Consider the following 23,934-nt stretch of genomic DNA (forward strand, 5'->3'; position numbering starts at 1 on the left):
TCCGTAGACAAGCTCAGGTATTGATTATCTGAGACACTACCTTCTCTGCAGGCGCATCTTATCCTAAAAGGAAATTATGCGTAGACATCTCATAGCTCTAGCAGCTGCATGCCTGACCCTGTTCATGTCGGCATTCATTGCCGCCCCTGTGTCCGCACAGGGGTATTTCGAGCCTTACGAGGCGGAGAACAGCATGGGCCTGGAAGCCGGCGACATCCTCATCGACAGCGCGAAGAGAAAACTCTACTTCGCCTACGATGACGATATCCTCCTGGTGTATCCGGTCGCAGTCGGTCGTGAGGGTGCCGGCTGGAAGGGGAGCGCCACGATCGAACGGATGGTGGATGGACCCTCATGGTATCCGACGGCAGATCAGAAGAGGAAGCGGAAGCTTCCTGACGTCGTAGGACCGGGACCTGGGAATCCGCTCGGGGAATACGCCCTGTATCTCTATCAGGACGGACGGGACACACTGATCAGGATTCATGGCACCAACAATCCCGCGTCGATCGGGAAGGCCGTTTCGGACGGCTGCTTCCGCATGCGGAACGAGCATGTCGGAGAGCTCTTCGGATATGTCTACGAAGGGTCCAGAGTGACTGTCAGGTGACAGAAAAACCCGCGAGGACGGAAGGATCCTCGCGGGTTCTGTTGTTTTTCGCTTTATGGAAGAATCGTCAGATCTTGGACTTGGCGTCCATGAAGGCGGTCCCGGAGTCGATCTCGCTCGAGTCCTTGATGCCTCTGGCGAGGGAGAGGCCTCCCCACATGTCCTTCTTCATGGATTTTCCTTTCTTGCTTCTCATGCCACGAGGGCGGTGACGGGGCCGGGATCGTTCGACGCCCGGGTCTGGATGAGATCTATGCCTCGGTGGTATGCTCTGGCCTCTCGTTCTCGACGGGCCATCTCCTGCGCTATGGCCTCGGCCTCGATGAAGGCCCGCTGGATGGCAGGTGTGAGTCTGCTGAAGTCCTTGGGCTTCATGCGACGCGCACGCTTCCACGATCCGAGGATCGCGAGGACGCCCTCCGAGTGAGGCATGATCTTGTCGGCCGCGAGGAAGAAGGCGTCCGATCCGTATTTCAGCCCGATGTCCGAGAGGACCAGCTTGGCCTGCACCGGAAGATTCGCGACCTGGACGTTGCACTTGTTGTGCGCGATCCGCAGATTGCGATGCCTCGAGCAGCCTCCATGGGACTGCGGAACGAGGTGTTCCCAGGTGACGTCGTCATCCAGTCTGAGCGAGCAGTAGAAGCACTTGTTGTTCTGCTTCCGCGCCATCTCTTTCTTCTTCGCGAACGATCTGCCGTGAGCGTCCATTTTCCAACCTCCTTCCAGGTTTCATTCTGGAAGATTTCCGGATGGAAAGCTATAACTTTCAACCGCTCGTCGGATAACCTCTCGTCAGGCGGCCTTGAGGTCCGTGCGAGGTATGCCCAGGATGGCCAACTGCCGCTGCACCTTCTCCAGTGCCTTCATCTCGATCTGCCGGATGCGCTCGCGCGTCACTCCGTATATCACGCCCAGGTCCTCTAGGGTCTTGGCATCATGCGGCGCCGCCGTTCGGTTCTCGAAGATGTATCGCTCCCTGTCGGTGAGCGAGCCCTTCGCCTTCTCGAGTATGGAACGACGCTGCATCATCTCGATGTGATGATCGGGATGGGGGCTATCGTCCTCCAGATTGAGCGCGTCGCTGATGGAGCGGTAGACGCCCGATTGCGTATGGGAATGCTTCTCGATGAGGCTGTGTGCGAGATCATTGGCATAGCCGGTCTTCGCTGACAACGTCTCCGCGGTCACGGTCTCGCCCTTTCGGATCATGTCGGCGATGGCGCGGAATGCGGAGGGGGCCTCCTTGTTCCGTGTAAGCCGGACCATCGGTGCGTTGTGGTTCGCGCTCCGTATGCCTTCCGAGACGTAGTGGCGGACGAAGGTATTCAGGCGGTTTCCGGTCTCGAGATCGTAGCGTGGAAGCCCCTCGAGGAAGCCGATCACGCCGTGCGAGACCGCATCCTCCTCATCGAGGTAGCGCCCCAGACGCCGTGCCAGGGAGCGAATGAGCGGCATGTGCGCCTCGATCAGGTTCCTGGAGGCGTCGGCGTCGCCGGCCTGCGCCGCCCTGACGAGCTTGGCCTCGGTTTCCCTGTCGATCATCTTCATCTCCTCTTGAGCATTCCCCTGACGGGCTGGAAGCTCCTCCTGTGGTACGGGCTGGGTCCGTATTCCTCGATGGCACGGAAGTGATCCTTCGTGCCGTAGCCCTTGTTCTTGTCCCAGGAATACCGACTGTCGGCGTGATGCAGCCCCGTCACGGCATTGTCGCGGTGGACCTTTGCGACGATGCTGGCCGCCGAAACGGTCGGGCAGAGCTGGTCCGCCCGTGGCATGATCTCCATATCGGCCCGGATGTCGGGCTCCTTGTCGCCATCGATGATGACGAGGGCTTCGCGCCGTATGGCCTCGTCGATGCCCATCCACGCTCTTCTCATCGCGAGCAGCGTGGCCGCGAGGATGCCGATGTCGTCGATCTCCTCGATGCTGGCCCGCCCGATGGACCACATGCCGACGGCACGGATCTGTTCATCGAGAACGATACGCTTCTTGGCGCTGACCTTCTTGGAGTCGCGGAGGCCTACGGGGACCTGATCGAGGAAGCACACCGCGCTGGTGACCACGTCGCCTATGAGGGATCCTCGTCCGACTTCGTCGATGCCTATGACGGGTCGTCCCGCCGTCCTGCAGCAGGGGTGTGTGGGGAGTTCTTCCATCCCGTAATTGTAGGATGGTTTCCCCCGTCAGCGCAAACGCCTTGGCATCTTCCGTCTCTTTTCCCTACATGCTCCTCACGCAGCATTCCTGTGTTCTTTCATGATAGTCGACGACCGCACCGGCGATCCCGGCGATCGCCTCCTGCATTAGCCTGTCTCCCGAATCGCTATCCCCGATCATTACCGCCACCGCGTATGTTCGCCCCTCCGGCGATCTCAGAAGTCCGACGTCATTGAAGCCGGCACGGCGCCTGCCCCATGTCTGACCGGTCCCCGTCTTGTGCATCAGGGTCCAACCGGCCGGCGTCCCGGCCTTCAGTCGCGATCTGCCCGTGACGGTATTCGACATGAGCGAGACGACATCGGTGGATCCCGGGTATTCACCCGTATACATCGCGTCGAGTGCTCTGACCATCTCCACCACGCCCGCGCCGTCTACCGGGTTGGCGGCGTAGAGGGAGAAGCGTTCGTTCCTTATGCCGGAAGGGACGGAATTGCGGGCGGCCTCGAATGCCTGTCTGTCTGCGTATCTCGGATCCCAGGCGAGTCCGCTTATCGCTGTCTGCATGACGCGATCCCCGGGCCCGAATGCCACGTCGACGTCATGGCGGGATAACCACGACTGGACGGCTCCCGGTCCTCCGGCCAGATCCATGAGGACCTGATTGGCCATGTTGTCGGACTTGGTGATCGCCATGCTCATCAGTTCGCCGACGGTGGTGTTGACGCTCCCGTTCGCAGTCCGCCGGGCAAGGGGCTGATGGAAGACGGCTCTGTCCGAGTTCGTCACGACCACCGGATCCTGATAGGTCATCGGGCCTCGTGCGACCATCTCGGCGATGGTGAGGTTCACCCATAGCTTGCTGACGGACTGCTGGGCCATGGGCTCGGGCGAACCGGCGAGGACGAGAAGATCTCTTCCGACCTCCTTCACCGCGGCACCGCGCCGGCCCTGGACCGGTCGCAGGGAGAGTTCCATGTCGCTGAGGAGCTGGACACGAGCGGACTCCATGTCCTCGATTCTCTTCTGTTCTGCGGGATCGAGAGGGATCTCGGCCCTCTCCACGATTGCTTCTTCCACCTGGTCGACCTCGTTCCCGTCTGCGCAGGAACAGAGAGCTAGGGAAAGGAGGATCGCGAAGCGGTTCCTATGCCTCATAGATCATGTTCTCCAATTCCCTGCGCGTCAGGCCGCCATAACCTGACGCCGGACGCAGTATCGAATGCGATATCTGTGACTTCCTGTCCTGTATCTCCATCAACCGCATCTCGATGGAATCCGCCATGAGGGGGATGAGGACATCGATTGTCTTCGTCTGCCCTCGGCGGACCGCGCGATATGCGGCTTGACGCATGACCGACGGGTTCCACCAGGGAACTCCGAGGATGACCGTGTCGGCTTCGGGGAGATTGAGGGCCCTGCCTCCGGCCCTCATGGTCATTTCCAGTATATGGACCCGGCCTTCCTTGAAGTCCTCCTCGGCCCACCGCTTTTCCCTTCTCGTCTTGTCCCCGTCTATCCTGGATATGATGGATGGATCCACACCGCGCGTCACCATCGCCCTGTTGAGTACATCGAGATGGGTGGTCCAGGTGGAGAAGAGTAGCACCTTCCTCCCTTCTGCTATCTCCGATGCGACCCTGTCGGCGATCCATGCGGTCTTCGTCGACTCTCTTCCCTCCATGTTAGGGTCCAGCAGTCTGTAGTCGGCCGCGGTCTGTCTCAGCATTGTGATGAGCTGGAATATCGAACCGCTCCGATCCTTCAGCATGGCCTGCGCGCGGTCGCGCACGGCCTGGTACACATCGGCATCCGCCGCGAACGGCATGTCGATGCGCATGACGTTCGGCGCGGGTATGGACAGGCCCGCGCTCTGCTGGGTCCTGTGCTTCATGAAGGGTGCGACGACGCGGTGCAGACCGGCCAGGATCATCTCGGCCTCCTCGTCGTCCTTGCGGACCTTGTCCGAGATCTCTCGCTTGAAGTGTGCGAGACGACCGAGAAGACCTGGGGCTGCTATCGTGATCAGCGTATGGAGATCGACGAGACTGTTCTCCACCGGAGTTCCCGTGACGGGGATCTTCTGGTCCGCCGGCATGAGGGCGCTTGCCAGTGCGAGCTCGGATTCGGGATTCTTTCCGTCCTGCGCCTCGTCGACGGCGAGCACGGTCCAGTCCAGTTTCCGGAATGTCTCGTGGTCGATCGTCATTATCTTGTGAGTGGTGACCACGACATCCATGGTGTCGAGGATGGGGGCCATCTTAGCGCGCTGTGTTCCCTCCCAGGCGAGGACCTCTAGATCCGGGGCGAACTGGGCGAATTCCCTCATCCAGTGATCCACGGCTCCCGACGGCACTCCGATCATGGCCCGCTTCAGTTTCCCCTCCTCCTTGAGATTCTGCAGATGGGCGATGATCTGCATCGTCTTGCCGAGGCCCATCTCGTCCGCGAGGATGCCCGATATCCCTTGATCATGGAGATCCGCCAACCAGGAGAAGCCCTCTATCTGGGCCTCGTCGAGAGTGGCCTTCAGGCCCTTGGGCTGAAGGCGCGCGACCCTCTCGGAATTAGCGAAGGAAAGATACTTTCCGAGCTGGCGATCGGCCGTTACGGCGCCGCCGCTCTTCGATAGTTCGAGGACATCGGGCATCGCCGTTTCAGGCACCCATATCTTTCCGGCCTGTCTATGGGTCGATCGACGGGCTATCGATCCCAGCGCCGAGGCCACGGAGACAGGGGTGCGTATCCATTCTCCGCTTCGTCCGAGGCAGTGATAGTCATCGCCTATGCAGAATCCGCCGGCCCCGACATCGGTCGGCTGGTGTTCTCCGAGGGATGCGGCGACGTCGGAAGCCATCTCATCGAGATCTAGAGCCAGTCCCGTCCTCGTCCTGAGGATCTCGACGGATGCCATGGAGTGGGCCTTCTCCGATGCCTCGTTGCAGGCCATGGCGAGGATTCCGTGCCTGCAGGGCATCGCTTCCGAGTTGCTTCCGCAGGTGCAGAGGAGACCGTTGTCCGAATCGAGCCATGTTATGTGATCCGACCTGATGACCTGTCCGCCCTCGACGGGGTCTCCGCTCGTATCATTGCGAAGGTCCTCGGGCCGCACCGAGGCTAGCCAGCCGCTGCGTGGCCAGACATACAGTCCGTATTCCTCCTGCATTACGGACGGAGGATTTTGGAGGCGAGCTCGTCGCGGAACGCGGGATCGTTGACACGGACCCGCCTGGAGCTGGACGCACATGCGGACAGCTGACCGGGATGCGCGCGATCGGTCCGGACGAGATAGCAATCGAAGGGCAGTGCGCGGTCCGATCCGTCGATCTGCAATCTGGGCCTCCGGCTCGAGGAGACCGGTTGTATGGCGATGTAGGCGTCGCTGCGTCCTTGACGGTCTATGACGATGACCGCGAAATCCATCGCATCCCTCTTGTAGATGCGTGCTCCGCGTGGGTCCGGTGGCATCCGGAAGACCTCATCCAGTGTCATCAGCCTTCCATCGACCAGGGTCACCGGACCGTCGACGAAGGATACGCTCATGCGATGATCGACTGGTTCCACCAGGAACTCCTGCTGGACGGCATCGACAGACAGGAAGAGTCCAGGGATGCCCTTGTTCTTGCAATGCGTGATGCGTGTTATGACCCGCGGATCGGGCATCCCCTTGATCACGTCACTCACCCTCTGCCCCGTCATTCCGGTCATCGTGGCCTGAGGCAGGACGGGGGACCGCACGAAATAGTTGGCCCTGCTTCCGGTGGATTCGTATTCGACCTGGTAGTTGGACCCGGGAAGCGTCCTGTCGACGATTATCCGGGCATTCTTCGACTTTCCTATCTGAAGCCTCATCGGGGGAGCCTCGAAGGGAACGGTTTCGAGGACCACGTGCCGGGTCTCCTCGCTCGAGAGCGTCCTGCTGCTGCAATAGGCGTATTTCCCCATATGCCGTCTTTTCCAGCATATCTCCTCGATCACGGATTCAGGATCGCATCCGTAGTGACGAAGCATCAGGCAGACGTATTCATCGAGGAAGAGGCGATCGGGAGCGGGCCCCCACTTCGCGAGTCTTTCTTCATGCGTCAGTGGCTTTCGGATCGATCCCATGGCCTCATTCTAGGACGGCGCCCTTCCGCCACCAAGTCAACCGATGCCGTTCTCCTGCATCTGCGGCAGGATCGGGACTGTGTAGGGAATTGATACGGCCGGTTGCGGATCGGGTCGGGTCTGATGGATGATCCTGTGCCGCTCGGCCGCGTTGCGTGCGAGACCGGCCTCTGATGCGCTGGCCTGGGCCTGCCACTCGATCCCCACGATCATGACCGGTCCGTTGGGGGATCCCGTCATCGGCCTCGTGGTCCATCGACCGTTGACGCCATTTTCCGGATCGCCCACGAGCGCCTCGTTCCATGATCCGGCGTTGGTGAGGCCTGATCCCAGCCCGATGACCCGGCGGGCCGCTCCGATCCTGCCTTCGGCAAGGCCGTCCATCGGGACTATGTAGTCGGCCTGATCACACCGTATGAGGACGGCGTATCCGTCGCGGTCGGTGCCTCCGTCGTAGATGATCGGGCGGGGATCGGGAAGCATGGAGACGGCATGCGAGAACGGGCTCTCGTTCGCCGTGCCTCCCTCGAGATAGTCCACTGTCGATCGGCTGAGATGAGGTCTGACCCATGCGGCTCCACGCATGGTGGCGCGATGCCCCTCGGAAAGCCATTCCCAGCGGTCCTCACGGGACAGGCTGGCGAGAGCTCCGGCCTCGGCACTGCGGACGCTGTCCTCGAAGCCGTATCCCTGGAGCGAGGCGGCGAGCATCGGAAGATGTATGTGGACGTATGTGGCACTGGTCAGACGTTCGCCGTCCGGAAGACGGAGATCCTCGGGCGAAACCATCTCGGCGAGATCTTCGTGGGCACGCTGTATGGTTTCATGGAGTGGGAGATCATGGGAGTTCATCCTCCAATCGTACATGTTTCCGCGTCCTTTCGCCATGAGCATTCGCGCGACATCGGGAACCCGGTCGCTTCTCCGCCGTTGATGTCACGGTTCCTGAGAAGATACGAGTTCCTGAAGGGGTCCGGAAATCCGGGCCCCTTTTCCTGTCAGAGGTCGATGTCCAGCTGCTTGGCCCGGTTCCTGACCGGCCTCTTGAAGTGCTGGGGTATCTGCCTGACCAGCATCCTTTCACGAGGTCCCTTGTCTCCGTTGATCACGACCAGGGAGACATCCACCTTCCTTCCGGTGTCCGTCCGCCTTTCGTGCGCCCTGCGCCAGCCCATCTTGGGCTCGGGACGCGCCATGAGGGAGAGAAGCGTGTGATCCAGAGGGAGTTCTTCCTGATCCATCCCACTGGGATAGACGGTATCCCGGCTCTGTTCAATGGTCCGGGTCAAAGATGCCTCGTTATCGATGAGAGCGCCCGCCCGATCATGGCCTCGCCCCGGGGCCTGAGGAACAGCCTGACGTATTTCCCGTCTCGCTTGCGCCTGATCACCTTCTTGTTCTCAAGCGCGTCAACCGAGCGCGAGATGCTGGACATCGAGATGTTGAGGAGCTTGGCTATGTCGCTCATCGAGAGGCCGTTCGCCTCGGATACGTGCATGAAGATGGCCATCTGACGCATCGTGAGATCGCCGATGTCGTTCTCGAGGATGCCCGTGAAGGCGTCCTTGAGAACCTTGCCGGCGTGCGCCTCGCGGTCGCACGTGGTCCGCGCCGCCTTGGCTTCCGCTATCTCTGCGCTGACCTTCTTGACGCTTGCCACGGTGGTGCCCCATCGACTTTATTCCAGCGTCTTTTAGGATGGCCCTCGTGGTTATCCAAGCAATCCGGCGATTCCCTCTCCGACCTTCGTCTTCTTCTTGCGAGGATCGACGAGGATGCCTTCGTAGAATATGACCGCCTGCGAATCGGCGTCCTCCAGGATGTCCATCCACCATGGCAGGGACGAGGTGGCCAGGGGCTTGTGCGAATCCGCCCGACCGTCGTTCCCGGAGACATGGACCTCCATGCACAATGGACTGGAGATGAGATCCCTGACCAGGTGGTCACGCCGCCCGTGGACCCTCGTCACGATGTTGAGATGCGATAGATCGAGTGCGTATCGGAATCCGCGTTCCGCGACCCTCTCGTGCTCCTCCCATGTGGACATGAGCCAGCGATCGCGAGGCGAGGGATAGAGGCCCTCCACTCCGATGGCCATGCCGGTGCGCTGCTGCAGTGCATCCAGCCGGTCGAGCATTCCGTCTATGTCACAGTCGGCTCTCTCTCCGGCGTGGATCGTATGTCCGTGCCCACCGAGCCTCTCGCCGTAATGGAAGGCCTCCTGGATGTAGGCGGGGTGCTGGTCGGAGTTGCTGACGTGGACGATTGCCCTTCCGTATCCGCTGAGCTTGGGTGAGGCGTGTAGCCTGAAGCTGGTCGAGGGATAGAGTTCCATCAGCTGGTCGAGCAGTTCCTCGTCGATGTATCCGGCGTGCTGGGGGCAGAGCTGGACATGTTCCATGCTGATCGGGCCCAGGACGTCATCCTCGAGGCCTTCCGCCAGATGGGAGAGGGCGCGCTTGTGCGTGGTGACGGGCGCGACGGCGCTTGCTGCATGTATCTTCATGTTCGCCCCTTTTCCTTTCCATTTCACTTTTCAGGATGGACGATCTATAAGAACGTTCGATTCTCACACGAGGAACCACCGTGACCAATCTCATGCTTTCCACTATCGGGGTCCTTCTCGCGGCCGCAGCCGTGCTGATGATCACGTTCTACGGTGGCGATGCATTCTACTCCGGGACGGAGAAGGCGGAAGCGTCACGACTGACGGTGGAGGGAGCGCAGATCGAACAGGCTATCTCCAATTACACCGTCAGATACGGCAAGGCGCCCGGAAACGGCGGGTCGCACGAAGACGCCATGGCCGATCTGGTCTCCAAGAAGTTCCTTGCCTCGGCCCCGCCGGGCGGAGGTGAGCCGTGGGTGATCGATTACGGCCATGGTCTCATCAGGTCCGACATAGGATCGTCCGACGACGACAGGGCGCGCGACATATGCGCCGCTGCGAGGACGCAGCAGAACCTTCCGAATCCTGAGAGGGTCTATCGTTGCGACGGGTCCGATCATCCTTCGGGGATGCTGCCCGCGAACGAGCCCTGCTGCCTCTTCTAGTCCTCGTTCTCGTATTCGCGGAACGTACAGTTGAGCGAGGGATCGTCAGGATGCGTCCACCTCTCCTCGGAGAGCAGAACCTTGGACTCGAGAAAGGGAACCTTGAAGTAGACGTCGGCTGGCCAGCGTCCTTCGATGGTCGTCAGAAGGAAATGGTTCACATAGAGCAGTGAGTGGGAGAATATGCCTCTTCCGCCTATGAAGAAGGGGTGGCTGTCTCCAGCCTCCTCCAGAGCTTCTTCGATCGTGCTGACTGCGTCGGCCTTGGTCGGGTCTATCCTCGAGGGATTGCTCGTTATCACGATGTTGTGCCGATACGGAAGAGGCTTGGGGAGGGATTCCCAGGTGTGCCTCCCCATGATGACGGCCTCGCCGAGTGTCGCCTCCCGGAAGCGTCGCATGTCCTCGGGGTGATGTGGCCAGGGCAGCCCTCCATCATGGCCGATCGCGCCGTCGGCGGCGTGGGCCATGATGAGGGTTATGCGTTTCAAGTCTTCTCTCCTCTTTTCCGTTGGCTCAGACGGCCACGGGCGCCTTGATGGGCGGATGCGGGTCGTATCCGGTGACCACGAAATCGTCGATCCTGTAGGAGTGGATGTCCTTCGCCTTGGTCAGGTGGAGAACGGGCAGATCCCTGGTCTCGCGGTCGATCTGTTCTGCGATCGCATCACCGTGGTTCAGATAGACGTGAACGTCGCCGCCCATCCATACGATCTCCCCTGCCTCCAGTCCCGCCTGCTGAGCGATCATGGACGTCAGTGTGGCCTGTCCGGCCAGGTTGAACGGAAGCCCGAGGAACATGTCGCAGCTTCGCTGATAGAGGAGGCAATTGAGGCGTCCTCCGTCCACGTGGAACTGATAGCTCTTGTGGCAGGGCGGGAGTGCCATCTCGTCCAGCTGCGCGACGTTCCATCCTTCGATGATGTGGCGCCGACTCGTGGGATTGGTCCTGAGATCCTCGATGACCTTCGTGACCTGATCGATTCCCGGACCCTTGCGGAAGAGGCCTTCACCGGCGGGCTCGTAGGTGTCCCAGTCGACCCATTGCTTTCCGTAGACCGGACCCAGATCACCCCACTGCGATGCGAATCCTTCGTCCTGGACGATGCGCCTCTCGAAGTCCTCGAGGGAGATCTGCTCGCCGGTCTCCATGACATATTTCTTGTGCGGCCACTCGCTCCAGATGCTCACCCCGTTCTCGAGGAGCGCCCGGATGTTGGTCTGACCGGTGAGGAACCAGAGCATCTCCCTCACGGCGGTCTTCCAGTAGACGCGCTTGGTGGTGAGAAGGGGGAAGGTTCCGCTGCCCATGTCATGGCGCAGCATCGCACCGAAGACCGAGCGTGTTCCGACACCCGTCCTGTCGACCCGTTCGTCGCCGTGATCATGGACGTTGCGGATCAGTTCGAGATACTGCTCTTCGATGTTCTTCATGCGTTCTTCTCCGTGAATCTTCCTGGTGATCTTCCCTCGAGGATGCGCATGTGCGCTCCTGAGACACTGCCTGTCTGCAGATAGACGGCATAGGCGAGCAGCATGTTCTCCAGTCTCCTGCGCATCTGCCCTATGGCATTGTATCCCATGACAGCGGGTATCGCGACCAGCAGGCCGAGGGCGGTCATGACGAGAGCCTCACCCACTGGCCCGGCGATCCTGTCGGGTGTTATCGATCCTCCTCCACCGAGCACCTGGAGAGCACCGTAGATCCCGACGACGGTCCCGAACAGGCCGATGTAGGGAGCATTCGAGCCGATGGATGCTAGTGCCGTGGATGGGCCTGCGCCCCGTCCCATGGCCTCTTTCACGGCCACCTGCATGCGCACCGTGAGCTTCTTGCCGGCGTATCCCGCGGCGAGACTGCGCTCGTATGCATCCCGGACGAGCAGCCAGACCCCTTCCGGTTCCCTTCCCGAAAGTGGTATCGAGTGCATCTCGCGTCGCAGCCTGACGGCTTCCATGATGATGCTGGTCAGGGACACGATCGACATGAATATGAGAATGGCGGCCGTCAGGATGCTCTTCCACCCTCCGGCCAGCACGGCTTCTATCATCTGTTCTTTTCCCCTCTTGCGATCCTTATCGCCCTGTAGAGCCACACGGAGTCGGGTCCGGCACGGTGGACGAAGCTCGTCCTTCCCCGCATCTCCTGGACACGCTGGGCGATCCCGCCATCGATGTCCGCGAGGCTGAAGGCGGGGACCCTGTCCTCATAGAGCCTGTTCAGCCAATAGCGGTCATGGGATCCGCCGTCGCAGACCAGGGTCATTCCGCTCAGCGTGGAATCGAGAATGTCGCAGACCCTGTCGGCATCCACGGCGTCCTCGAGATCACGAGCATCTATGCCGTTGATGCGGAATGCGTTTCCGGCACTCTCGTGGCTCCAGGCATCCCGCGGGCGCACGAGCATGGATCCCGTCATAGACGGCTCCATTCCGAATCCTACGGCATATCCGACCTCGATCGGATAGGTGGAATGCTCCAGACCGTTCGACTCCATGTCGAAGACGGCGAGCATGGCGCGTGCCTCCGAACGACGCCCTGAACGCAGGGCGTCGGATTGATCCCGAAGGACCCTCTCGCGCCTGGTCATCCTCTCGAGGACGGCGGCATCGTCCTTCTCTTCGGAGCCGCTCACTTCAGGATGCCCGAGAGACGCTTGGCCATCTCGCTCGATGAGACCCGGGGGTCCTTGACCCTGATGATGGGCAGACCTGCGCGCCGCGCCTGCTCCTCGCGCTTGTCGTCCTCTGCCGAATCGAGCTCGATGACGGCCACGGCGATGCGACTGCGATCGAGGATCACGAAGTCGTGCGCATCGTGGATGAGACTCTTGAGGATGGCCTTGGTGACCTTGGGGTGCTCCTCTTCGGTGGCCCCCAGGATGGCGGCGGTGGAGACCTTGGGGTGCACGGTATGATTGGGGAACGAGGTCATGGCGGTGACCAGGACCTTGTAGAGGGCGTGCTCGCGATCGTTCATGACGGGGATCGGGGCCACGGGGAGGCGCTTGGGGACCTTGACCTTTTCCGGCTTGCCCGATCCGCCTTCCTTCTTGGTCGCCGAAAGGATCACGACTAGGATGAGAATGATGATGAGCAGGCCGATCAACCCGCCTGCCCCCATGATGACGTATTGCGCCTCCTGGGGCAGTTCGTTGAATTTCTCGATAAGGGCGTCCATGCCTGCCTCTGGTTCTTCGTTTAATGTCCAGCGGGGACGATCATGGATCGCCCCCGCTGCTCTTTTAGGATGATTTCATTCCGGGCAGGAATGGTTTCTGCGATCGGTCAGATTCGCATGGGCATGAGAACACTGCGGTTCACGGTCGAGTTGTCGGGCCTGATGAGGGCCGGGGACGTCTCGTTGCCGAGGCTGATCGTGACCATGTCGCACTCGGAGTAGTTGGACAGGATGTCCTTCAGGTAGTTGGAATTGTATCCGACCCTGATCTCCTTGGTCGACTCGGCCGGCACCTCTTCCTGCGCACTGCCGGTGTCCGGACTGGTGGCGATGATCGTGATCTTGTCCTTCTCGACCGACAGCGTCACGGCGCTGGTCTTCTCGGTGGTGACGATGGATACCCGTTCGATCGCCTGCTGGAGAATGACCGGATCGACCTTGATCACGACGTCGTTGCCGCTGGGGATGACCCGGGCATAGTCCGGGAAGGTCCCGTCGATGAGCTTAGAGCGGAAGAGCAGGTCTCCGGCCTCGAACTCGATGCTGCGCTGATCGATCCTCACCGTCACCTGACCCTCGAACGAGGGCATGATCTTGATGAACTGGTTGACGGCCTTGCGCGGGACGATGGCGTTGGGAGCGTCCATTCCGACGTCCGCGATCTTCGCGATGCCGAGACGATGGCCGTCCGTGGAGACGGCGACGAGGTCCTTATCCTCGATGGCGAGGAAGGCCCCGTTGAGATAGTATCGGGTCTCTTCCGTCGACATGGAGTCGCGGATCAGCTTGAACGCACCGACCATGTCCGTGATCGAGAATTCGATGTCCTCGCCCTGCGTGGGCTGGGCGAGCGGGAAGTCGTCGGCCGGAAGCACCGGGATCTGGTAGCGGATGCGACCGGAACGGATCGTCATCCGTCCTTCCTCGACCTTCATGTCGATGAGGGACGAGGCGGGCATCTTGCGGATGAGGGCGGAGAACGTGGCGGCACCGACCGTGGTCTTGCCGGCTGCCCCGACGTCGATCCCGGTGATCCGATCGCGGATGGTGATGTCCAGGTCCGTCGCGGTGACGGCTACGGAATCCCCCTCGACCTGGATCAGGACGTTGGACAGGATCGGGATGGTGTTCCGGCGCTCCACGACGCCCTCAACGTGCTCGACGAGGCCGAGGATCTTTTCTCTTTCGATGCGGAATTCCATGGATTTTCCCCTTTCTTGGATTGACGTATTAGCGATTTCGTCGGGTTTTGGAAGATTGCTAATCAGGTTGAAAATTATTGCCGGTGCGTTTGGCCGAACTTCCTTTTCCATCCTATAACGGCCCGGTAAGTCACCCACCGCCGATAGGAGAGCCGTTTTGACCGACAAGGATAAAGAGACCCTCGAAGAGATCCGTGGCATCCACTCGAGGATGCAGGAGCTCCAGAAGGCCGCAGCGGCCGCGAAGGCCAACGTCTCGAAGAAGGAGACGGCCCTCACCAAGGCGCAGGAGCGTCTGGACGAGGCGAAGACGCAGCTTCAGGAGGCCGATTCTGCCGTCTCGGCGTTCGCGTCGGAACAGAAGAAGGCCACCCAGAAGATGGTCAACCTGATGAGCAAGAACCCCGAGATGGTCCACGATCTGCTGGGCTCGGCCCTGAGCATGGCGCCCTCGACGGAAAGCTGAATCGGACAGGAAGACCGAAGCGATGGAACCCGCTCTCGAGACGATAAGGTCATGGCTACGCTGGCGCGCGGAGAAGCGTTCGAGCGTGCTGGGATGGATCGGGGTGTTCGCCGGCCAGGGGCTGGCCGGCGTCGTCCTGTATGCGGCGTTCCTCTTCCTCATGGGTGCGCCCTTCAACGCTGCGACCATCTACGCCGGCGCGTTCTTCGCTGTCGGATGCGCCATTTCCGGTGTCGCGTTCGGTATGATCTGGGCGATCCTGTTCACCCAGATCATCGGGATCGCGATGGGTGTCTCGGTAGGAGTGTGGTTCAATCTGCCTTCCTGGTGGGAGGCGGCTTCGACCGAGTGGGGAAATGGTGCATCCGTGCCGCTGCTCGTGGTCGTGCTCGGCCTCGTCCTTCCCCCGCTCTGGAGTCTGAGCTGTTTCATCGTCCACAAGGGCTGGATCAAGGTTATCGATATGATTCTTAGTAGATTGATGGCTTCCATCACGGGAAGGCCGTCCGAAGCGGACAGACGGAAGGCTGCGGCGAAGGATCTCAAGGTGTCCGACACCGAAGCTGATCGCGCCATGCGCGAGACCGAGACGGAACCCGAAGGCCTGACGGTCATCAACAAGTCGAGGATCGTTCGCGAGGAGCAGGCGGGGGATGAACCGGAGCCCGAAGGGGAATCGCTCTACGGCAGTCTCGCTGTCGAAGGCAATGACGCCGAACTGGACGGTCTTTCCGAATCGGCTGCGAAGTCCAAGCAGGTCGTCGACGCCTCGGGCGCGGTGATTTCAGGAGAGCCGGAGATCAAGACCGCCAAGCCGACGTTCACCGATGATTTTTCCTCTCCCTTCGAGAATCAGGCAGCACCCGCTCCGGCAGCGAAGTCGAAGCCCCAGGAGGAGGCGCCGGAGAGACTGCGCTCGGAGGACAGGAACAGGCTGATCTTCGTCACTGACGACTACAACGTGATGATGACGCAGTCGTCGAACGAGAACGACGCCCTGCTCGACTTCATGGAGCGCCACACGAGCACGCTCCTGGGCCTCACCGATCAGGAGATCGCCTTCCTGCGGTCGCTTCCCGATGGGGCGGGTCTCGGTGTGGCCGAAGCTGCGATGCAGATCCAGATGAACACCTCGGACATGGACACGTCCTTCGAGGACATGGTCAGCGCAGGCCTCGACGAGGACGAGATCATCGCCGCGAGGCCGACGGCCGAGGTGTCGGAAGAGGATGATGACGGGTTCGACGTCAGGTCCCTCTACGAGGACCTCGACGTATCGGATGGTGGAGCCGAGGAATCGCCCGAGAAGGATGACGTATCTCCGACTGAGGAGGCAGCGACGTCACCGGTCGACGACTTCACTCCCGACTTCAGTTTCTCCGGGGATGATGCCGCGAAGTCGCTTTCCGGACGCAGGGTCGCATCCCTTCTCTCGGCTGCGGCATTCGGTCCGGCTGGAGATCGCTCCCAGGGATTCGAGAGCGACGACGATCAGGAGACGGACGAGCAGGAAACGGACGAGGAGGGTGTCGTCCTTTCCGAGGGTGATACGGCTCCTGCCTCTACGGACGCAGCCCCGTCGGTCTCGTCTGATCGATCGATCGATCCGGTGGCACGCAAGATGGAACTGATCCAGGGAGGGATGTCGTTCCGCGAGGCTACGGCTGCGGTGGAACGCGAGCAGGCAGAATCCGGGGCCGAACCCGATGGGGAAGATCCCGACGAGGCGCGGGCTGCGGAGACCCTGGGCGGTGAAGGTGAAGTGCCTTCCATGACGGATGGCGACGCCGCCTCGGATGTCTCTGCGCCGGATGGTGGTTCCTCGGCTACCGAGGGTGATGAGGCCTCCGATGAGATATTCGGCTTCGAGGTGGACCCGTCGGTTGATGGCGCGTCAGCGGGTGATGAGACCGGAGTCACGGGGGACGGGGAAGAGACGCATGCCGCCGAGGACGTCGGTGGCGATGAAACAGCGAAGTATGGGGAAGCCGATGGCACCTCCGATGAAGAACAGGAAGATACGGACATGAGCATCGAAGTTCCGCTTAGCTGGGAGCAGGCCTCTGCGATCTTCAAGACCATGAACGATACGAATCTCATGCCGGAGGGCAAGTATGAGGCCCTGATGCGCATCGAGAAAATCGAAGGCAACATCGATACGGTCTCGGCCTACAGGTCGAAGGCGCTGATCGAGCACTTCGGTGAGAAGCCGGCGCATGACCTGAAGAACCAGATCATCGCCCTCTTCCGGGACTTCAAGGACTCGGAAGCCGCCAAGTTCGGTGAACTGGCCTCCGAGGCCGAGGCGAAGATCGCTGACATGCGTCAGTTCCCGCACAAGATCGATTCCTCGAAGTTGAATCTCCTCGCGACCTCGGCCTCCCAGATGGACGCGCTCCTGAAGGGCAACCCTTCGAACATGGGGATGGAGCGCAAGATCAGGCTTTCGCGCATCCGTGCTGACATCGAGAACCTGAAGGATCTGCTCGAGAGCCAGACGACCCCTCCGGTCAGGAAGTCGGCTGCCGCCTCCGAAGAGGGAAGACGCAAGGCCGAGGACATGATCAAGAGCCTGTCGGGGCACGACGTCTCGGTGTCCACGGCTCAGGATGATGACGCCGAGGGCGAGGAAGTGGACATGGCCGCCGTTGCGGCCGACGACGGAGAAGATGAGGACATGGTTCAGGGGCCGTTCGCGGACAAGCCTTGGCTCGATCCCGAGCTGGGTGATCTCGATGAGGAATTCGTCCTCGTGCCGGAAGGCCTCGACATCAACACCTCGCAAGGTGCGGCCACTCTCCAGGAGCGCACGGCACTGCTTGCCCGGAGAGTCAAGGCCAAGGAGGCGCGTGACGCCTTCGAGGAGACCGAGAAGGCCGCTCGTGCGGAACGCGAGGCCGAGGAAGGCGAGGAACGTGCCCGAGTGATCAAGGCCTCCGAGATCGCCCAGAAGGAGGAGAATCTCGTCGAGCGCGAGGATGACCTGGCACGTCGCGAGGCCGATCTCGCCGAGCGCCTCCGAGATCTGACGAGAGAAAGGGAGGAGGATGCCAAGGTTCTCGCCGAACAGCGCAGGACGATCGAGGAGGAGCAGACCCGCCTCGGTGAGCGCGGCAAGGTCCTCGACCGGCTGTCCGACGTCTTCAAGGGCGACGCGGAGAAGAAGGTCGAGATCGTCCGCTTCGTCAGCGACAACATGTCGGGGCTGTTCTCGGTCCGTGAGGTTCCGGAACGCTTCGCGCAGGTCAACGGCATGTTCATGGACCTGGCTCTGGCGCGCGCCATCCAGAAGCGCGTCAAGGGTTCCTCCGTCGGTCTGCAGGACGCCCTCATGAGCGAGGGATCGGAAGGCCTCCCGGAGAGGATCTTCCCGAACAAGCTCAACATGGCGTTCCATGGCGCCACCGTCTTCCGCAAGTCGGCCGAGATCGTCCACAAGCTGGCGACGGAACTCGAAGTCGAGGTCTCCGTCCCGAATGCGTTCGAGGAGGAAGTGGACGTTCAGGCACTGATGGACGCTTGCACCAGCGAGGACGAGAAGGCCTTCGTGGCGGACATATCCAACTGGATGAAGTCCTCGCGCACGGAATTCTTCGAGATGACCAAGGCCATGGAGGACAATGTCCACGACTACCGCCTGGCACGGAAGATCGAATCCTCGAATGTGCAGGACGTGGAAGAGCTGGCGGCGGCCAATGTCCAGTTGAAGAAGGAACTCGAGGCGCGCAACGGCGAACTGGTGGAAGTGCGTGCGGCGCTGAAGCTGGCGGAATCGAAGCGCCCGATCGCCAATGCGACGACCGAGACGGTTGAGGGATACGTGGACAGCGGAACGGCCGCCATGGAGATCCACGAGATGTTCGACAAGGAGGACTTCACGGCTCCACGTGGCAAGGGCCTCAGGGAGGTTGGTCAGCGCAAGGTGGCCATAGGTCTGCTTGACGGGAATTCCGGCTTGCCGTCGAAGAAGAAGATCATGGCAGAGCTGGAGGCCGGCTCCTCTTTGCCGGTCGTCATCTTCACCAACGCCCCTGACGATGAGCAGGAGGACATCTCCAATCATCTCGCCGAATTCGCTCAGGTCACCATCTCGTTCCAACCGCTGGACCCCGATGTCGCTCGGGATTTCATGCTCGAAGAAATCAGGAAGATTGAAAATGAATAAGTTCAAAATGATCGGTCTGCCGCTGGTCGCGGTCGCATCCATGTCGGCATTGTCGAGCCCGGTTCATGCCGCGGACCCGGAATCGCTGGCGATCGGTCGGTGCGACATCCCGCGGTCGACATCCCTCTTCGAGCGCACGCCGGAGAGACTGCCGGCATCGTGGGTGATCGAGACGCGCGGAGCGTCTCATGGTTCGGCGCTCCCTTCGGTCATGGTCGACGGCTGGCCTGCGAAGAAGGCGCCGGCTGACGTGCTTCTACGCGAACTCATGGACGAGGCCGGTTTCTCGTACGCAGGGAACCAGGCACTCCCCATGGTCGACTGGGATGGCCGCACCGCCTCCTTCGAGGAAGTCGTGAGCGGTCTCGTTTCGCAATTCGGAGGCCACTGGACCTTCGACGGATCGCGACTCTCCGTTTCTCCGACGGTGCCGGTCACGTCCTCGACCGCTTCGGTGGCACTGCCCTCGGACAGGGATGTGCGCCTGGCAACAGTCGATGTCCTTCGCGCCTATGATCTCGATGTCTCGATCGGGGCCTCCTCCATCTCGCTGGTAGGAAGCAGGGAGGAACTCGACAAGGCGCGGAAGGCGCTGGCAGAAGCCAAGTCGATCACCGTTCTCGATGTCATCTTCTTGCGCGGTCGTCCGTCAGATGGTCGCTATGACTGGAATGCGCTCGGCGCCGTGAAATCGAGCCCTAACGGTGCAGGAGGCAACTTCGTGTTCACCGATCCGGAGCCCGAAGCGTTGATCAAGCGCTTGGTGGCGCGTGGTGATCTCGTCGAGGACAGTGCTCAGTCGGTCGCCGCTCCCGAAGGATGGGGGCATGCCGTACCGCCCGAGCAGTGCGGAGCCGGCAATGGTGAGATCGTCGTGACCACGAAGAAGAGCGGCGACAAGCTGGACCTGACCGTGGAGGGATCCATGATGGACGCGCAGTTCCCCGGGTTCGTGCTGGGGAGTACGGCCGCGTCGGTCTCTCCGGCTCCGCAGGGAGGCTGGATAAAGATGGTTCTGGTTCGTCCGCGAGTGGTGAGCTTCAGCACTCGTTGAGAGTCAGCATCCTCTGTCGCCCGATGGCGATCGAAAGCGTCTCCTGGGTCGTCATCGCGCTGATGTCGTCCCAGGGGATCGACCTCTCGGATCCGAGGTTAAGACCCTCTTCGTCGACGATGAACTCGGCGGCGTCCATGACCTCGCATTCGTCATCCGCGTCCTCGGACAGAAGGATCCTCGTTCCGCAGTTCATGGAATTGGTGGCTGCGACATCAATGGCTTCGGCGGCGAACTGCATCTTGAGCTGCCTGCCGGTGTCACGACCGACGACGGTAAGGAAGCTACGATCCTGCGATCCGTAGTCGAATACGCACGCCTCCCCTGCCATTATGTCCTCGATCGTAGGCAGGTCGCCATGCGGGACCCTTGTCACGATCCTGAGATTCTCGTAGGGGATGGTGATCCCTCGCAGGCGCAGTGCGCTGCTGCCGATCATGACGTCACCTGCGTCGATGTCCTGCAGGGTCTGTTCTGCGATGATCGTGACGCTCTCTGAGTGGAGCTTGAGGATCTCCGATAGCCGCATGAGCGCGGTCGCGGACTTGCTCGTATCATTGGCGGCGACGGCCGCGATGATCTTGCTCGGTTTCATCATAATCTTTTTTCCCTTCTCGGACTTCAACTTAGCCCGTCCAGGATAAAGGTCTACCTTCGCCTCGCGAAGCGAGGTGCACAGATGTGGGTTCTCATGTCGGTATTGTCCTCTTGCTTGTTTGGGCCGTGACCGGCCGCATCCTATAATTGGCTGATGAGATTCTCGCCCGTTCCCCTGATAGTAGCCGTGGCGTGTCTCGCTGGTGGCGCGGCCGTGAGCATGTCGTCCCTGCGGATAGACAGCGACTTGGGCTCGGAATGGGATCAGCGGAATCCTACGCCGGTGGTACAGTCCGACCAGCCATCCTCGCTGGCGAGATCCGTGAGGGAGGACATCGAGACCGAGGCCCTGATGGCCATGAGGATACTGAAGGACAAGGAGCGCAGGAACGTCGTCCTGGAATCCAGCAGTTTCTCCCGTGGGGGCGGTGCGGTCCGCGGACAGGGAGTGTTCTGGGACGGTGCCGGTCCACGGGAGATAAGGATGTATCTCGACGCCTACGGAGACGGTCGTCTGCCGATTGCGTCATTCCCGTTCGATTTCGTATCGACGGGGCAGAAGCAGCCCCTGTCCGTGTCCGCGCGGGACTATCCGGCATTCAAGAGGTTCGCCTTCCGGTTCTCGCATGAGGGGGTCACTCTCGATCTCCAGGCGCAGCAGGAGGGCGATCTTGCGGTGTCCTCCGTGTCACCTTCGGCGATGCTGTTCCATTCGGACTACGGAGAGCTTGCCGGGCTGCTGGAGGCTGCCGGATTCCGCTCATCCGCGAGTATCGAGCCGGAGGCCATGCTCGGCGCGGTGCGCCGCTTCCGAGCGGAAAATGGAATATCGGGACCCGATTTCGTATCGGTGGGCGACCTCTTCGCGCTGCGGCGGGTGACGAAGGTCCAAGGAGGACCGACCTCCCTTATCCCCTATGTGGAATGGTCGACGGCATCAGGCGGAGCGCGCGAGAAGCACCAGGAGGAGTACTCGGAACCCGTTGCGGAAGACGAGAGCACGAAGCGGGAGCCGGATCCCGAGGAGATATATGCGGACATGGATCCGCCAGCGGAACAGGACAGGGATTACCCACGATGAACGAAGCAATGAGAGAACCGGCACCGGGATGGAGGATCCTTGCGGAGAGATCCATGGTAACAGGGACGCTTATTCTGGGATGCGTGCTCTTCGTGAGCATGATCGCTGCGCCTTCGGTCATTGCGGATCCGATCTCGTCGGGGGTGGCGACCGCCGGCCTCATCCTTGCGTCCGCTGTCGGAGGATGGTGCTACGCCGGAAGGACCGACAGATCCGCCGTGATCGGGTTCGGTCTGGGAATGCCGCTGGGCTTCTTCTATTTCCAGAACGCCTACGCGAGGAAGGCCAGCATCGTCGATCTCGCAGCGGGTTCGGCCAGGATCATGCTCGTTGCCGCGATCGTCGCCATCGTTGCCGGCGTCTCCGCGTGGGTTGTGCGCAGATTCATGTCACCCGGGAATGGCGATCAGAGATAGTAGCCGGGATCCAGCGTGCCGTCGCTCTTGACGAGCTGGCATCTGTATCCTCCGTGTTCCTGCATGAAGTCCACGACCTCGTGGAGACGCCGCCGGTTGAGGATCCGGTAGAGCGCGACCTTGCGCGCATTGTTCGGAGCGCCCGGCCCGTTCGCGGTGCTCAGATTGACGAGCTGGATGATGTCCTTGTGCTCGTCCTCGGGATATCCGATGTCCATCGGGATCGCCCCGCTTATCAGGAGAATCTCTCCGTCTTCGGATTGCGCCATGTCGCGAGCCAGGTCGAGCGGCATCCTGCTGGTGGCGTAGGCGCGGAGTTCGTGTAGTTCGGCATGTGCCATCACCTTTTCCTCCTCAGTGCGAAAGGCATGAGCACGTCCCTCAGTTTCCTCCTCTTGTCCGGTATCCATGGTGCGAAGATCACCGAGGGGTGATCGATGTCCCCGATGTCGATGTCCTCATCGGGGAATGACTCGGAGAGCTCACGATGTAGCAGATAGGCAAGCTCTCTGGCGCTCGAGAGAGCTTGCCTCCAGATGAAGATCGACAGTCCGATGCCCATCACGACCGTTGCCGCGGTCTTTAGGAATCCCTCCAGGCCATGGGTGTCGTTGGCGGTGAGTACTGCGGAGACGGCGGTCATGACGACGGCCAGCCCGGCAGCGCGACGCATGAGACGGACGCGGTGACCGCGCCGGATGAAATCCGGATGCAGACCTTCCCATTCCTTGTCGTTCCGCTTGGTCCTTCCGGCATCGAGCATCGCGACGAGCGTGGCGCTCAGTTCGTCGATCCAGACAGAGGCAAGGGAAACCAGCCTTGCTCGAGTCTCTTGTATAGAGGATGCTCGGGTTGTCCGTCCTTCGAAATCTTCAGGGTGACGGGACTCCTGCCCTTCTTCACGATTCTGCAAAGCACTTCCTCGCTTCTGTTCAAGTGTGTTCCGTGGGTCCCCCATGCACACAGGAGGACGCAGTCTTCGGCCTCGAGAGCCGTGTCGATGGCGGTGTCATTATGCGGTCCGACCGGGTCGGATGCCTTCTTCATCTCGGAGGGCTGCGTGGCCCGCCAGGCGAAGAGATTCAGGACGAGGATCCCCCCGTGGCCCGTCATCCTCGCTCTCGCGATCAGCGTCTCTATGGTCCGATCGTTCTTGTCGTGATCGGCCGTCGACGGATTCAGCATGATGACGAGAAGGACCGGCAATGAGCTGTCCCATACTCGCCAGAGCAGGTAGCGGTATAGCGCCTCCTCTTCCGCGCTGAGGACCGCTCCGCTCAGCTGCCCGCTGCCGAAGAGATCCTCCTCGTCGGAGGTGAGGAGGACGAGTTCGGGGCATTTGCCCATGAGTCCCTCGACCGTCGTCTCTATCATATGCGGAAGGCGCACGGCATGATCTCCCAGGTCTTCCTGTCTTCATCGAGCATGCACGAGATGGCATCTATGCATCCTGAACGGTCATCGGGATGGTGCCATGCCCCGGTGAGGAGGAAATGGTCCCCATCCGTGGCGCCGATCGCCTGGCGCGCGATATCTATCCACATGGGATCGCTTGCGCAGGCATGGGAACGCCTGACGTCTTCCAGACCGGAAATGGCCAGCCCTATCTGACCGTAGGTTGCCAATTCGTCGTTGAATTCATTGTCGAATACGACTGCAGGACCCTTCCACTGGTGAATGGTCCTGCCCAGGGCATAGCGTGCTTCGGCGGCCTCTATGTCTCCCATGCTGAAGTCAGCGGAGCCGCACGCGGAAGCAGGGTGCACGACGACGAGCACGCATTTTCCTCTTTCCCCCATCTCTTCCTCCAAATTCATCATGTCGGGCATGGAACGCCGAGCA

At 61.1% G+C, this 23,934-nt stretch carries 28 protein-coding genes; 7 read left to right on the forward strand and 21 right to left on the reverse strand.

Translation table 11 applies throughout. The features are described from left to right. The first annotated feature begins 76 nt into the window (after nt 1-76). The gene (locus tag Q0602_RS11130) at nt 77-610 is read left to right on the forward strand and encodes a L,D-transpeptidase (RefSeq protein WP_298842981.1); all 534 of its coding nucleotides are present in this window, start codon (nt 77-79) and stop codon (nt 608-610) included. A gap of 192 nt (nt 611-802) precedes the next feature. Here the strand turns inward: Q0602_RS11130 and Q0602_RS11135 are convergent, their stop codons facing one another. The 10 genes from Q0602_RS11135 to Q0602_RS11180 form a co-directional block, all read right to left on the reverse strand. After that, nucleotides 803-1,321, reverse strand: coding sequence for an HNH endonuclease (locus tag Q0602_RS11135; protein WP_298842984.1), 519 nt, complete (start codon nt 1,319-1,321; stop codon nt 803-805). 84 nt (nt 1,322-1,405) lie between these two features. Then, the gene (locus Q0602_RS11140; protein WP_298842987.1) at nt 1,406-2,155 is read right to left on the reverse strand and encodes a sigma-70 family RNA polymerase sigma factor; all 750 of its coding nucleotides are present in this window, start codon (nt 2,153-2,155) and stop codon (nt 1,406-1,408) included. Nucleotides 2,156-2,157: 2 nt separating this feature from the next. Then, the gene (locus tag Q0602_RS11145; protein ID WP_298842990.1) at nt 2,158-2,769 is read right to left on the reverse strand and encodes a ribonuclease HII; all 612 of its coding nucleotides are present in this window, start codon (nt 2,767-2,769) and stop codon (nt 2,158-2,160) included. Nucleotides 2,770-2,833: 64 nt separating this feature from the next. Further along, nucleotides 2,834-3,850 (reverse strand): serine hydrolase, encoded by a 1,017-nt coding sequence (locus Q0602_RS11150; protein ID WP_298842993.1) that lies wholly within the window; start codon nt 3,848-3,850, stop codon nt 2,834-2,836. A gap of 67 nt (nt 3,851-3,917) precedes the next feature. After that, a complete protein-coding gene (locus Q0602_RS11155; protein ID WP_298842996.1) occupies nt 3,918-5,720 on the reverse strand; it encodes a DEAD/DEAH box helicase in 1,803 nt (600 codons plus the stop codon). A 215-nt stretch (nt 5,721-5,935) separates the two neighbouring features. Further along, nucleotides 5,936-6,877 carry a hypothetical protein gene (locus Q0602_RS11160; RefSeq protein ID WP_298842998.1) on the reverse strand — a complete coding sequence of 314 codons (942 nt, stop codon included), beginning with the start codon at nt 6,875-6,877 and terminating at the stop codon, nt 5,936-5,938. A gap of 36 nt (nt 6,878-6,913) precedes the next feature. After that, on the reverse strand, nt 6,914-7,744 hold the full coding sequence (locus tag Q0602_RS11165) for a hypothetical protein (RefSeq protein ID WP_298843001.1): 831 nt from the start codon (nt 7,742-7,744) through the stop codon (nt 6,914-6,916). Between the two features lie 131 nt (nt 7,745-7,875). After that, nucleotides 7,876-8,166: a hypothetical protein gene (locus Q0602_RS11170; protein ID WP_298843004.1), complete on the reverse strand. Its 291-nt coding sequence runs from the start codon at nt 8,164-8,166 to the stop codon at nt 7,876-7,878. Then, complete coding sequence (locus tag Q0602_RS11175) at nt 8,163-8,537, reverse strand: MarR family transcriptional regulator (protein ID WP_298843007.1); 375 nt, start codon at nt 8,535-8,537, stop codon at nt 8,163-8,165. Before Q0602_RS11175 ends, Q0602_RS11170 begins: the two co-directional genes overlap by 4 nt. Before the next feature lie 51 nt (nt 8,538-8,588). Beyond that, on the reverse strand, nt 8,589-9,383 hold the full coding sequence (locus tag Q0602_RS11180) for a hypothetical protein (RefSeq protein WP_298843010.1): 795 nt from the start codon (nt 9,381-9,383) through the stop codon (nt 8,589-8,591). A gap of 80 nt (nt 9,384-9,463) precedes the next feature. Here Q0602_RS11180 and Q0602_RS11185 point away from each other — a divergent pair, with 80 nt between their 5' ends. Further along, nucleotides 9,464-9,931 (forward strand): hypothetical protein, encoded by a 468-nt coding sequence (locus Q0602_RS11185; RefSeq protein WP_298843012.1) that lies wholly within the window; start codon nt 9,464-9,466, stop codon nt 9,929-9,931. Here Q0602_RS11185 and Q0602_RS11190 read toward each other — a convergent pair. The 6 genes from Q0602_RS11190 to dnaN form a co-directional block, all read right to left on the reverse strand. After that, nucleotides 9,928-10,422: a dihydrofolate reductase gene (locus Q0602_RS11190; RefSeq protein WP_298843014.1), complete on the reverse strand. Its 495-nt coding sequence runs from the start codon at nt 10,420-10,422 to the stop codon at nt 9,928-9,930. The two genes, Q0602_RS11185 and Q0602_RS11190, sit on opposite strands and share 4 nt — an antisense overlap. 25 nt (nt 10,423-10,447) lie before the next feature. After that, the gene (thyA, locus tag Q0602_RS11195; RefSeq protein WP_298843016.1) at nt 10,448-11,365 is read right to left on the reverse strand and encodes a thymidylate synthase; all 918 of its coding nucleotides are present in this window, start codon (nt 11,363-11,365) and stop codon (nt 10,448-10,450) included. Further along, the gene (locus Q0602_RS11200; protein ID WP_298843018.1) at nt 11,362-11,982 is read right to left on the reverse strand and encodes a MotA/TolQ/ExbB proton channel family protein; all 621 of its coding nucleotides are present in this window, start codon (nt 11,980-11,982) and stop codon (nt 11,362-11,364) included. The genes thyA and Q0602_RS11200 overlap by 4 nt, the downstream gene beginning before the upstream one ends. Then, nucleotides 11,979-12,350, reverse strand: a complete 372-nt coding sequence (locus Q0602_RS11205; RefSeq protein WP_298843020.1) for a hypothetical protein — start codon at nt 12,348-12,350, stop codon at nt 11,979-11,981. The genes Q0602_RS11200 and Q0602_RS11205 overlap by 4 nt, the downstream gene beginning before the upstream one ends. Nucleotides 12,351-12,562: 212 nt before the next feature. Beyond that, nucleotides 12,563-13,111 (reverse strand): DUF2726 domain-containing protein, encoded by a 549-nt coding sequence (locus tag Q0602_RS11210; RefSeq protein ID WP_298843023.1) that lies wholly within the window; start codon nt 13,109-13,111, stop codon nt 12,563-12,565. 107 nt (nt 13,112-13,218) lie between these two features. Then, a complete protein-coding gene (gene dnaN / locus Q0602_RS11215) occupies nt 13,219-14,313 on the reverse strand; it encodes a DNA polymerase III subunit beta (protein WP_298843026.1) in 1,095 nt (364 codons plus the stop codon). Nucleotides 14,314-14,470: 157 nt separating this feature from the next. Between dnaN and Q0602_RS11220 the strand changes: the two genes are divergently transcribed. Genes Q0602_RS11220 through Q0602_RS11230 form a run of 3 tightly spaced genes read left to right on the forward strand, consistent with a single transcriptional unit; the run spans nt 14,471 to nt 19,998 of the window. Next, nucleotides 14,471-14,779, forward strand: a complete 309-nt coding sequence (locus Q0602_RS11220; protein WP_298843028.1) for a hypothetical protein — start codon at nt 14,471-14,473, stop codon at nt 14,777-14,779. Nucleotides 14,780-14,801: 22 nt separating this feature from the next. After that, complete coding sequence (locus tag Q0602_RS11225) at nt 14,802-18,944, forward strand: hypothetical protein (protein ID WP_298843030.1); 4,143 nt, start codon at nt 14,802-14,804, stop codon at nt 18,942-18,944. After that, a complete protein-coding gene (locus tag Q0602_RS11230) occupies nt 18,937-19,998 on the forward strand; it encodes a hypothetical protein (RefSeq protein WP_298843032.1) in 1,062 nt (353 codons plus the stop codon). The genes Q0602_RS11225 and Q0602_RS11230 overlap by 8 nt, the downstream gene beginning before the upstream one ends. Here the strand turns inward: Q0602_RS11230 and Q0602_RS11235 are convergent. After that, a complete protein-coding gene (locus Q0602_RS11235; protein WP_298843034.1) occupies nt 19,985-20,593 on the reverse strand; it encodes a hypothetical protein in 609 nt (202 codons plus the stop codon). The two genes, Q0602_RS11230 and Q0602_RS11235, sit on opposite strands and share 14 nt — an antisense overlap. Nucleotides 20,594-20,809: 216 nt before the next feature. On the opposite strand from Q0602_RS11235, the gene Q0602_RS11240 reads away from it, so the two are divergent. Together Q0602_RS11240 and Q0602_RS11245 are read left to right on the forward strand one after the other, a co-directional pair. Continuing rightward, nucleotides 20,810-21,676: a hypothetical protein gene (locus Q0602_RS11240; protein ID WP_298843037.1), complete on the forward strand. Its 867-nt coding sequence runs from the start codon at nt 20,810-20,812 to the stop codon at nt 21,674-21,676. 53 nt (nt 21,677-21,729) lie between these two features. Continuing rightward, a complete protein-coding gene (locus tag Q0602_RS11245; RefSeq protein WP_298843040.1) occupies nt 21,730-22,092 on the forward strand; it encodes a hypothetical protein in 363 nt (120 codons plus the stop codon). Here Q0602_RS11245 and Q0602_RS11250 read toward each other — a convergent pair. The 4 genes from Q0602_RS11250 to Q0602_RS11265 are packed head-to-tail and all read right to left on the reverse strand — an operon-like array spanning nt 22,083 to nt 23,921. After that, nucleotides 22,083-22,433 (reverse strand): hypothetical protein, encoded by a 351-nt coding sequence (locus tag Q0602_RS11250; RefSeq protein ID WP_298843041.1) that lies wholly within the window; start codon nt 22,431-22,433, stop codon nt 22,083-22,085. The two genes, Q0602_RS11245 and Q0602_RS11250, sit on opposite strands and share 10 nt — an antisense overlap. Continuing rightward, entirely contained in the window at nt 22,433-22,855 is a 423-nt protein-coding gene (locus Q0602_RS11255; RefSeq protein ID WP_298843042.1) for a hypothetical protein, read from the reverse strand. The genes Q0602_RS11250 and Q0602_RS11255 overlap by 1 nt, the downstream gene beginning before the upstream one ends. Nucleotides 22,856-22,872: 17 nt before the next feature. Beyond that, nucleotides 22,873-23,481 (reverse strand): DUF1643 domain-containing protein, encoded by a 609-nt coding sequence (locus Q0602_RS11260; protein WP_298843044.1) that lies wholly within the window; start codon nt 23,479-23,481, stop codon nt 22,873-22,875. Next, nucleotides 23,463-23,921, reverse strand: a complete 459-nt coding sequence (locus Q0602_RS11265) for a hypothetical protein (RefSeq protein ID WP_298843046.1) — start codon at nt 23,919-23,921, stop codon at nt 23,463-23,465. The genes Q0602_RS11260 and Q0602_RS11265 overlap by 19 nt, the downstream gene beginning before the upstream one ends. Nucleotides 23,922-23,934 lie beyond the last annotated feature (13 nt).

Source organism: uncultured Salinicola sp., assembly GCF_937921195.1.
GTDB lineage: Bacteria > Pseudomonadota > Gammaproteobacteria > Pseudomonadales > Halomonadaceae > Salinicola.

Coding starts and splice junctions, on each gene's coding strand:
- Q0602_RS11130 (WP_298842981.1), top strand. CDS start 77: ATGCGTAGACATCTCATAGCTCTAGCAGCTGCATGCCTGACCCTGTTC.
- Q0602_RS11135 (WP_298842984.1), bottom strand. CDS start 1,321: ATGGACGCTCACGGCAGATCGTTCGCGAAGAAGAAAGAGATGGCGCGG.
- Q0602_RS11140 (WP_298842987.1), bottom strand. CDS start 2,155: ATGATCGACAGGGAAACCGAGGCCAAGCTCGTCAGGGCGGCGCAGGCC.
- Q0602_RS11145 (WP_298842990.1), bottom strand. CDS start 2,769: ATGGAAGAACTCCCCACACACCCCTGCTGCAGGACGGCGGGACGACCC.
- Q0602_RS11155 (WP_298842996.1), bottom strand. CDS start 5,720: ATGGCCTGCAACGAGGCATCGGAGAAGGCCCACTCCATGGCATCCGTC.
- Q0602_RS11160 (WP_298842998.1), bottom strand. CDS start 6,877: ATGGGATCGATCCGAAAGCCACTGACGCATGAAGAAAGACTCGCGAAG.
- Q0602_RS11165 (WP_298843001.1), bottom strand. CDS start 7,744: ATGTACGATTGGAGGATGAACTCCCATGATCTCCCACTCCATGAAACC.
- Q0602_RS11180 (WP_298843010.1), bottom strand. CDS start 9,383: ATGAAGATACATGCAGCAAGCGCCGTCGCGCCCGTCACCACGCACAAG.
- thyA (WP_298843016.1), bottom strand. CDS start 11,365: ATGAAGAACATCGAAGAGCAGTATCTCGAACTGATCCGCAACGTCCAT.
- Q0602_RS11200 (WP_298843018.1), bottom strand. CDS start 11,982: ATGATAGAAGCCGTGCTGGCCGGAGGGTGGAAGAGCATCCTGACGGCC.
- Q0602_RS11205 (WP_298843020.1), bottom strand. CDS start 12,350: ATGACGGGATCCATGCTCGTGCGCCCGCGGGATGCCTGGAGCCACGAG.
- Q0602_RS11210 (WP_298843023.1), bottom strand. CDS start 13,111: ATGGACGCCCTTATCGAGAAATTCAACGAACTGCCCCAGGAGGCGCAA.
- dnaN (WP_298843026.1), bottom strand. CDS start 14,313: ATGGAATTCCGCATCGAAAGAGAAAAGATCCTCGGCCTCGTCGAGCAC.
- Q0602_RS11225 (WP_298843030.1), top strand. CDS start 14,802: ATGGAACCCGCTCTCGAGACGATAAGGTCATGGCTACGCTGGCGCGCG.
- Q0602_RS11230 (WP_298843032.1), top strand. CDS start 18,937: ATGAATAAGTTCAAAATGATCGGTCTGCCGCTGGTCGCGGTCGCATCC.
- Q0602_RS11235 (WP_298843034.1), bottom strand. CDS start 20,593: ATGAAACCGAGCAAGATCATCGCGGCCGTCGCCGCCAATGATACGAGC.
- Q0602_RS11245 (WP_298843040.1), top strand. CDS start 21,730: ATGGTAACAGGGACGCTTATTCTGGGATGCGTGCTCTTCGTGAGCATG.
- Q0602_RS11250 (WP_298843041.1), bottom strand. CDS start 22,433: ATGGCACATGCCGAACTACACGAACTCCGCGCCTACGCCACCAGCAGG.
- Q0602_RS11255 (WP_298843042.1), bottom strand. CDS start 22,855: ATGCTCGATGCCGGAAGGACCAAGCGGAACGACAAGGAATGGGAAGGT.
- Q0602_RS11265 (WP_298843046.1), bottom strand. CDS start 23,921: ATGCCCGACATGATGAATTTGGAGGAAGAGATGGGGGAAAGAGGAAAA.